The 6,819-nt window shown below is 36.5% G+C and carries 6 protein-coding genes and 1 pseudogene; 5 read left to right on the forward strand and 2 right to left on the reverse strand.

The window, feature by feature from the left end; all coding sequences use genetic code 11:
- The 4 genes from LB467_RS18170 to LB467_RS18185 all read left to right on the forward strand — a co-directional run.
- A partial coding sequence (locus LB467_RS18170) for a 4Fe-4S binding protein (protein ID WP_224475547.1) occupies positions 1-1,016 on the forward strand: 1,016 nt, incomplete at its 5' end.
- On the forward strand, positions 1,017-1,817 hold the full coding sequence (locus LB467_RS18175) for a glycosyltransferase family 2 protein (protein ID WP_224475549.1): 801 nt from the start codon (positions 1,017-1,019) through the stop codon (positions 1,815-1,817).
- Complete coding sequence (locus LB467_RS18180) at positions 1,817-3,295, forward strand: cellulose synthase family protein (RefSeq protein ID WP_224475551.1); 1,479 nt, start codon at positions 1,817-1,819, stop codon at positions 3,293-3,295. Before LB467_RS18175 ends, LB467_RS18180 begins: the two co-directional genes overlap by 1 nt.
- 161 nt (positions 3,296-3,456) lie before the next feature.
- A complete protein-coding gene (locus LB467_RS18185; RefSeq protein WP_224475552.1) occupies positions 3,457-4,188 on the forward strand; it encodes a flavodoxin family protein in 732 nt (243 codons plus the stop codon).
- A gap of 185 nt (positions 4,189-4,373) precedes the next feature.
- On the opposite strand, the gene LB467_RS18190 is transcribed toward LB467_RS18185, so the two are convergent.
- The gene (locus tag LB467_RS18190) at positions 4,374-5,057 is read right to left on the reverse strand and encodes a Crp/Fnr family transcriptional regulator (protein ID WP_317196385.1); all 684 of its coding nucleotides are present in this window, start codon (positions 5,055-5,057) and stop codon (positions 4,374-4,376) included.
- 191 nt (positions 5,058-5,248) lie between these two features.
- On the opposite strand from LB467_RS18190, the gene egtD reads away from it, so the two are divergent.
- Positions 5,249-6,214, forward strand: a complete 966-nt coding sequence (gene egtD / locus LB467_RS18195) for an L-histidine N(alpha)-methyltransferase (protein WP_224475555.1) — start codon at positions 5,249-5,251, stop codon at positions 6,212-6,214.
- 270 nt (positions 6,215-6,484) lie between these two features.
- Here egtD and LB467_RS18200 read toward each other — a convergent pair.
- Positions 6,485-6,819, reverse strand: a pseudogene (locus LB467_RS18200) (hypothetical protein); the annotation flags it as partial.

Here is a 6,819-nt window from a genome sequence, read left to right on the forward strand (position 1 = left end):
TTTTAATCCCGGAAATTTTAATTCGGCTCAATCAACCTTATTACAATCCTGCCAATATCTGGCCGCTTAACTACGATCTGTTTACCGATTATAAGATAAACGAATTTCTTTCCGCAGGGAATATTGGTGTGATTATGCTGGCTTTTGGTTTGATTTCCATTTTTGTAATTACTCCAATTCTAACTTACAAATATGGAAAACGCTGGTACTGCAGCTGGGTTTGCGGTTGCGGGGGTCTTGCAGAAACCGCTGGCGATCCATACCGCCACTTATCTGATAAATCGCAATTTGCCTGGAAAGTTGAGCGCTGGGTTATCCATAGCGTTCTGGTTTTCATAACTGTGATGACCATCGCGGTTGTATATTCGTTTTTAGGCGATAATTCTGGGGAATTCTGGCTTACCAAAGATGTATTTCTATGGGGTGCTGCCGGTTTTCTTACGGTGCTTTTCGCAGTGATTATGATCTTTAAACGAAAAGAACTAGCACAAGACGCAAAATATGGTGCCATAGGTTATTTGGTTATAATTTTAGCGATCATCAGTCTCAATTATTTTAGCGGAAATGGAAATATTTTCTTTTTTGGAGGGTCTCAACTCCGGGAATGGTATGGCTTTTTGATTGGTGCTGCTTTTTCCGGGGTAATCGGAGTTGGTTTTTACCCGATTTTTGGTAACAGGGTTTGGTGCCGCTTCGGCTGCCCGATGGCGGCAATATTGGGAATGCAGCAACGGCTTTTTTCAAAATTTAGAATTACCACAAACGGCGGACAATGTATTTCCTGCGGAAACTGTTCTACCTATTGCGAAATGGGAATTGATGTTCGCGCCTATGCTCAAAAGGGCGAAAACATTGTTCGCTCCAGCTGTGTTGGCTGCGGAATTTGCTCGGCGGTTTGTCCACGGGGGGTATTAAAACTTGAAAACGACGATTTAGATGGACGCATAAATTCTGAAGAAGTCCTATTAGGAAATGATGTGAATTTAATGGACTTGGTAAACCAGAAATCGAAGTAAATGCTGCAAAAAAATCAAGCGTCTCCGGGCAAGCTAAAGAAACATGAGTCTGAAAATTATTTTAATAATGAAGTTAAGCCTGAGGTGATTAAACCCTCTGCAGGGATTAGAGTTATTATTCCTGCTTTTAATGAAGAAGAATCCATTGCCAAAGTGATTGCTGAAATTCCTGAATTTGTACAGGAAATAATCGTGGTAAGCAACAATTCTACCGATGCTACTGAAAAAAACGCCAAAAAGGCCGGCGCCACCGTGCTTCAGGAGCAGCAAAAAGGTTATGGTTATGCCTGTTTAAAGGGTATGGATTATATTTCAAAACAGCCCTTCGACAAGCTCATCAGAAAACCCGATATTATTGTTTTTCTGGATGGCGATTATAGCGATTTTCCTTCAGAATTAACGAAAATTATTGCGCCGATTATTGAAGAAGATAAGGACCTGGTGATTGGTGCCCGGGTAAAAAAATGTAGGGAGAAAGGCTCAATGACTTTTCCGCAGATTTTTGGAAATTGGCTGGCAACATCGCTAATGAAATTATTCTTCAATGCCCGATTTTCAGATTTAGGACCTTTTAGGGCAATTAAATACGAAAAGTTACTGGAACTCGAAATGCAGGACAAAACCTACGGTTGGACGGTAGAAATGCAATTGAAAGCCTTAAAAAAAGGATTTTCCTACACAGAAATTCCCGTACATTATAAAAACAGGATTGGCACCTCAAAAGTTTCGGGCACGGTGAAAGGTGCTATTTTTGCTGGAATCAAAATCCTGGGATGGATCTTTAAATACAGTTTCAAGTAATGGATATGGCCATTATCATAATATACACGCTTGCCCTGCTGCTCATTTTCTTCTATAGTATTTCGCAGCTACATTTACTATTAAACTACCTGAAAGCGAAAAAACAGGTAGATGCTTCGGAAAAATTTGATCTGAAAAATACTGCTGAAATTCCCGTAGTTACTATTCAACTCCCCCTCTACAATGAACTTTATGTAGTAGAACGACTGTTGAAAAACATTGCAAAAATTGAATATCCGCGGGAAAAATTGGAAATCCAGGTTCTGGATGACTCTACCGATGAATCAGTTGAAAAAATTGAAAACTTAGTAGCACAGCTGCAAAAAGATGGGCATGATATAAAACATATTACCCGAAAAGAACGTAGTGGATTTAAGGCAGGTGCTTTAAAAGAAGGTTTAAAAATCGCTAAAGGTGAGTTTATCGCAATTTTTGATTCCGATTTTTTACCCAAAGAAGACTGGTTGCTGCAAACCGTGCCTTACTTTAAAAACCCTGAAATTGGTGTAGTTCAAACCCGTTGGGGACATATTAACCGAGATTATTCCCTGCTTACCAAAATCCAGGCGTTCGCTCTGGACTTTCATTTTATCCTGGAACAGACCGGTAGGAATTTTGGACGTCATTTTATCAACTTTAACGGTACCGCCGGAATATGGAGAAAGAAATGCATTTTGGATGCAGGAAACTGGAGCGGGGACACCTTAACCGAAGACCTGGACCTAAGTTACCGCGCGCAACTCAAAAAATGGAAATTTAAATATTTGGAAGATGTGGAAACTCCCGCCGAATTACCGGTAGTGGTAAGTGCAGCACGTTCCCAGCAATTTAGATGGAATAAAGGTGCTGCAGAAAATTTCAGGAAGAATTTCAAAAAACTGGTAAAAGATAAATCGGTGCCGTTTAGCACTAAATTTCACGCGTTTTTTCATCTTCTTAATTCCAGTATGTTTTTGGTGATACTGGTTTTGGCAGTTTTAAGTATTCCGGTATTATTTATTAAAAATATCAATCCGCAGTTTGGCTGGTATTTTAACCTGGTGGCTTTCTTCTTAGTGAGTACAGTCATTTTTCTTTTCTGCTATTACGCCACTTATGCAAAGATCCACGGGAAAAGTTTTAAAAATTTCCTGAAGTTTATTGGGATGTTTTTTACGTTTTTTTCGGTAGCTATGGGATTCTCAGTTCATAATTCTTTGGCGGTTTTGGAAGGTCATTTTGGGAAAAAATCAGCTTTTATTAGAACACCGAAATTCAATGTAAATTCTTTGAAGGATTCCTGGAAAAACAATATTTATATTCAGCAGAAATTCTCGGTGAGTCTCGCGGTAGAATTCGCTTTGTGGCTGTATTTTGGCTTCGGGCTCTACAGCGCCTTTATGCTGAACGATTTTAGTCTTGCCATTTTTCACCTAATGCTTTTTGTTGGGTTTGGATTTGTGGTGTTTAAATCCACTTTTGAATCTATAAGCGAGTAATTTTTACTTGAATATGTGAAGTTAGGGAGTCCGATATAGATTATTGTATATTTGAAAGTGATGATTTGCATTAATGCTAGTTAAAGTTACAGATAATTAAATAAAATGTAATATTTGGTATTTTGTTTCGACTCATTTGTAATAAATTTAACTAACCAATTATGAAAAATGATTTCTCTGATTTAAAAGCAGTATTCGTAAACTGTACATTGAAAAAATCTCCCACAAAAAGTCACACTCGTAATTTAATGGATGTTTCGATTAAAATTATGGAATCTGAGGGTGTAAACGTAGAAGCCATTCGTTTAGCCGATTATGAGGTACCGATAGGCGTTCAACCGGATATGACCGAAGAAGGTGAACCGCAGGACGATTGGCCCGAACTCTATAAAAAAATAATTGCGGCAGATATTTTGGTGATAGGTACACCAATATGGCTTGGTGAGCGTTCTTCAGTCGCTTCGAAACTAATAGAGCGTTTATACGCAATGAGTGGATATCAAAACGATAAAGGTCAATATGTATATTATGGAAAAGTTGGTGGATGCCTTATCACAGGAAATGAAGACGGAGTAAAACATTGTGCCATGGGTATGCTCTATGCCCTTCAGCATTTAGGATACAGTATCCCGCCCCAGGCAGATGCCGGTTGGATAGGCGAAGTTGGTCCCGGTCCCAGCTATGGGGATACTGAATGGAATGGAAATAAGAAAAATCCTCCTGTTGGATATGATTCAGACTTTACGAATAGGAATACTACTTTTATGACCTATAATTTACTTCACTTGGCCAAAACGCTAAAAGATAATGATGGGTATCCTTCCTACGGAAATTCCAGAACTGCCTGGGATGACGGCACCAGATGGAATTTCGAAAATCCTGAATATAGATAGATTTTATGTGCTAATTTTTTACAGGAAATAAAAAGTTTAATAAAGCAGAGGGAACCAATTTCGTCTTCCCTTTTTTTACGGCTTTCTTAAAACCAGCATAAAGAATTAAAACTGCATATTTGCGATTAGTTTTTTTAACGTTAAATCAATGTCAATAGTAAATCTTCAGGATATAAAGTGGTAATTTATGAAGTTTGCAGTTCGTGTAATTTTAAAATTTTTATAGTCTTACGGTTATAATCAATAATTTTATTTCTCTTCAAAAGACTTAAAACGCTTGATACTTCTTGCCTATTAGTGCAAGTAAGCTGAGCAATTTTTTGATGGGTAAGGGAATTATCAATTACCAATTCCCCATTAGGACTCTTGGAAGAAAGAGCAGCTGTTTCTTTTAAAAAATCTATGATTCTTTGTTGATTATTTTTACAGGACATATCCTGTAATCGCTTTTGAGCTTTTTCTAATTTTTCCTCAAGCATTTGGCTAAATTTCAGGTTTAGAGACGGAGCCATCAGTAATAATTCACGGAATTTCTCCTGCTGCATAACACAGTAAGTCACTGCCTCTTCTACAATGGCGGCTTCCTTTCTATATTTATTATCCGTTATAGAAGACTCTCCAAATATTTCGCCCTTTTCCAAAATACCAACAAGAAATTCTTCACCTGTATGAGCAAATTTGGAAATCCTTATTTTTCCTTCTTTTAAAAAATAGACACTGTTGGATGGATCAAACTGAAAGTATACAGCTTCGTTTTTATCCAGGGATCTCATGATGGTATTCTGACAAATAAATGTTCTCACTTCCATATCCAATTCAGAAAAAAAATTGAAATTTTCCAGATACCAAACTTTTGACTTTGTAACCATTGCCGTATAAACATATATGAATATTCACTGAAGATAAATATAACTGTCGCAAATTCTTCTTAATTTTTTTGTAAAAAAACAGCTATGTCAATTTTTTGACAAATCAAAATGCAGCTGTTTCTTAATTTGATTGAATAGTGTATTCCAACTTCTCCTCAGGGGGATTAAAATACTATTTAATAACAAATAAAATGGCAAAGTTAATTTCTCCTCTAATTAATTCAGAATTTGCTAAGGATGTTGTTCAGGGACTGACAACCAATCCAAAATATTTAAGATCCAAATACTTTTATGATTATAAAGGTGATCAGCTATTTCAACAGATTATGAATCTCCCCGAGTATTATTTGACAGATAGCGAGTTGGAAATATTAGAAAACAATAAAGAAAAATTATTAAAAATAATGGATTCGGGAGAAGATTTTAATTTAATTGATTTGGGAGCAGGAGACGCTTTTAAAACCAGGATACTTCTAAAACATTATGTAAATCAAAGTATAAAATTTACATATGTTCCCGTTGACATATCCCAAAATGCCATTCAAAGGGTAACTGAAGAATTACAACACCTTATTCCAGATTTAAAAATTGAAGGGATTAGCAAAGAATATCTTCCTGCACTCGATTCCATCCCTAATGGTGCAAGAAAAATAATCCTTTTCTTGGGGGCCAGCATAGGAAACTTTAGTCCTCAGGAAACGATTTTGTTTTTAAAAAGGATTAATCAAACTATGCATAAGGAAGATCTTCTTACAATAGGTTTTGATCTTAAAAAAGATCCTGATATTATTCTTAATGCTTACAATGATAAGTCGGGTGTCACCAAAGAATTTAATTTAAATTTACTAAACCGGATCAATACAGAATTGGGAGCAAATTTCAATTTAAATTCTTTTGAACATTCTCCGCGCTATGACATTGAGAAAGGGGAAGCCAGAAGTGCTTTAATTAGCAAAAAGAACCAAATGGTTGAAATTCCTACGCTGAAAATTTCTGTCAGTTTAAAAAAAGGAGAACCTATACATACAGAGATTTCAAGGAAGTTTAGCCTCCAGGATATTAAGGGATTGGCCGAGGTATCAGGTTATGAAATTGTTGAAAATCTTATGGATTCTAAAAATTATTTTACAGACTCCATTTGGAAGAAAGCTGATTAACCACGGAAGGTTTTATTTAATATTTACTTCAAGAAATAATGTGAAAATGGAATAGAAATTCAAATCTGAAAGACGACATTTCTGTATTGAGTAACCATTAGCAATAAGTAAATCTCGTAAAATTTTATCCATTTTAATTCCTTATAAATAAAAAGGGGTAAGACTTTATTAAATCTTACCCCTTTTATTTATGCAATAGATTCATTTACTATTTAAAAACACCTATGAAATGTTTCCCCCTCTCATTAATTAATTTTGGACGACTTCAGGTTATGAAACTGTGTTTTTTGCGTTGAATTTATGTATTAACAAATAAAGAGGAACCCCATAAGTTATATGTCTCAATAAAGAAATTACCGGGACCATCTCGCCCATTTGGGTGCCACCTATGCCTGCACCAAGTAATGGGAACATAAACAGCCATACAAGTGCAACCGTTTCTGCCGTCACAAATAATAGTGTGCGTACCCAGGCGGGTCCCCATAGGGATGGGGCAATACCCGCATAAAGAATGGCAAGTAAAATCCCGTTGGAAAAGTGACCTATTACTCCGTAAGCCAATCCCAGTCCTGTTTTAGCTCCTAGTAAGGTGGGAATATCCCACC

Origin of the sequence: Salegentibacter tibetensis (assembly GCF_020164485.1) — a bacterium.
GTDB classification, from domain to species: Bacteria; Bacteroidota; Bacteroidia; order Flavobacteriales; family Flavobacteriaceae; genus Salegentibacter; species Salegentibacter tibetensis.

Excerpts from the sequence above, each read along its gene's own strand:
- LB467_RS18175 (WP_224475549.1), top strand. The coding sequence starts at position 1,017 with ATGCTGCAAAAAAATCAAGCGTCTCCGGGCAAGCTAAAGAAACATGAG.
- LB467_RS18180 (WP_224475551.1), top strand. The coding sequence starts at position 1,817 with ATGGATATGGCCATTATCATAATATACACGCTTGCCCTGCTGCTCATT.
- LB467_RS18185 (WP_224475552.1), top strand. The coding sequence starts at position 3,457 with ATGAAAAATGATTTCTCTGATTTAAAAGCAGTATTCGTAAACTGTACA.
- LB467_RS18190 (WP_317196385.1), bottom strand. The coding sequence starts at position 5,057 with ATGGTTACAAAGTCAAAAGTTTGGTATCTGGAAAATTTCAATTTTTTT.
- egtD (WP_224475555.1), top strand. The coding sequence starts at position 5,249 with ATGGCAAAGTTAATTTCTCCTCTAATTAATTCAGAATTTGCTAAGGAT.